This window comes from Planktothrix sp. FACHB-1355 (genome assembly GCF_014748295.1).
Taxonomy (GTDB): domain Bacteria; phylum Cyanobacteriota; class Cyanobacteriia; order Cyanobacteriales; family Aerosakkonemataceae; genus Aerosakkonema; species Aerosakkonema funiforme_A.
The window spans coordinates 1-1,615 of the sequence record NZ_JACJUP010001342.1; the positions used below are offsets into that span (position 1 = coordinate 1).

2 protein-coding genes are annotated in these 1,615 nt (G+C 47.1%); one reads left to right on the plus strand and one right to left on the minus strand.

The features are described 5' to 3' along the window. Positions 1 to 907: tryptophan--tRNA ligase (trpS, locus tag H6S82_RS32210; RefSeq protein WP_191057422.1), on the minus strand; the 907-nt coding region annotated here is incomplete at its 3' end. Positions 908 to 1,210: 303 nt separating this feature from the next. On the opposite strand from trpS, the gene H6S82_RS32215 reads away from it, so the two are divergent. Continuing rightward, entirely contained in the window at positions 1,211 to 1,558 is a 348-nt protein-coding gene (locus tag H6S82_RS32215) for a cobalamin B12-binding domain-containing protein (RefSeq protein WP_242057201.1), read from the plus strand. The last annotated feature ends 57 nt before the right edge of the window (positions 1,559 to 1,615 follow it).

The window sequence follows — 1,615 nt, forward strand, 5'->3', positions numbered from 1 at the left end:
GATAACCTTTCTCATTCATCACTCCATGATACTTGTCTTGAATCGGTTTGAGAGCATTAATTGTCGTTTCTGTCAATAACGGCTTGAATTGTCCCCAACCCATATCCGCACATTCCGCCGCTACTTCTTCCTTCGTTTTTCCAGAAAGAATCAAATACAAAGTCAGCAAATTGCGTGCTTCGGGTCTTTCCGGGTCATCAAAACTCAAACCGCGAACTGAGTCGGTCTTGCAGCGTTTAATCTTGTATTGGATTTCCTCTGGCGTATCCAGCAGATTAATGCGACTTTGGTCGGAAGGGTCAGATTTGGACATTTTGCGAGTTCCATCGGTCAGACTCATCACTCGCGCCCCTTCCGGTCGAGTGAGCATCTCTGGCAATTTTAGTATTTTTTTCCCGTTACCGAATTGGTGGTTAAACCGATTGGCAATATCGCGGGTGAGTTCCAGGTGTTGTTTCTGATCTTCGCCTACCGGCACTTTATCGGCTTGGTAGAGTAAGATATCCGCCGCCATCAGCACCGGGTAGTCCAACAAACCGGTGTTGACATTTTCTCCCTGCTTGACTGCTTTTTCCTTAAACTGGATCATGTCTTCCAACCAGTTAATCGGCGTAATGCAGTTGAGCAGCCATGCTAATTCGCTGTGCGCCGAGACGTGGGATTGCACGAAAATGGTGGAATGTTGCAAATCTATGCCGCAAGCTAGATACAGAGCCGCGATTTTATATGTATTTTCTGCTAATGTGGCTGGGTCGTGGGGTGCGGTAATTGCGTGCAAATCGACCACGCAGAAGTAATTGTCGTACTGGCTTTGATTTTCCACCCAGTTACGAATTGCTCCTAAGTAGTTACCCAGGTGAAGATTGCCAGTTGGTTGGACGCCAGAGAGGACGCGAGGACTCGCCATAAAGTGCAAAAGTGCTGAGTTGCTAAGTTCTGAGTGCTGAGTAAATACATCTTAGAGCCAAAGCAGAATGTTCGATCGCTCTCTCGAAAAGTTACAAAATTTAACCAAAATTCAGCTGTCTTTGTGATAAACCGGGAGTAACCTTGGGTTTAAGTATATTCTCTGTCAGTAGATCCTCGTGGTGCAGTGGGTGCCAAAGTCGCTCGCCTGTTTTGCTGTCCTAGTTTTTACTGATGTCATGGCGAGGCTTTGATGCAGTGGTGAGGATTCTCGCTGAGCGATCGTTCCACCAAAGGAGTGATAATGAAAGCTTTACTGATCTGGCCGCATTTTCCGAATTCCTTTTGGTCTTACCAAGAAACTCTCAATCTAGCTGATTTGCGCTCTACCAATCCACCTCTAGGCTTGATTACCGTAGCGGCGATGCTACCAAAAGACTGGGAAATCCGGTTTTACGATCGCAATGTCCGCCCTGAGACAGATGACGACTGGGCATGGTGCGACATTGTAATAGTATCTGCCATGATTGTGCAGAAACAGGATTTTCGATCGCTGATTCAAAAAGGTGTTGCGTTAGGCAAAAAGGTGGCCGTGGGTGGCCCATTCCCCACTTCGGTACCAGATGTGGCGTTGGAAGCGGGAGCGCACTAAGTAGTCGGACAAAAGTAATCGACACTGTATGAACTTTTGTTAAGGCACTTGCAGGAG

Bases quoted from the DNA above. Each gene is read 5' to 3' on its own strand.
- H6S82_RS32215 (WP_242057201.1), top strand. From the start codon at position 1,211: ATGAAAGCTTTACTGATCTGGCCGCATTTTCCGAATTCCTTTTGGTCT.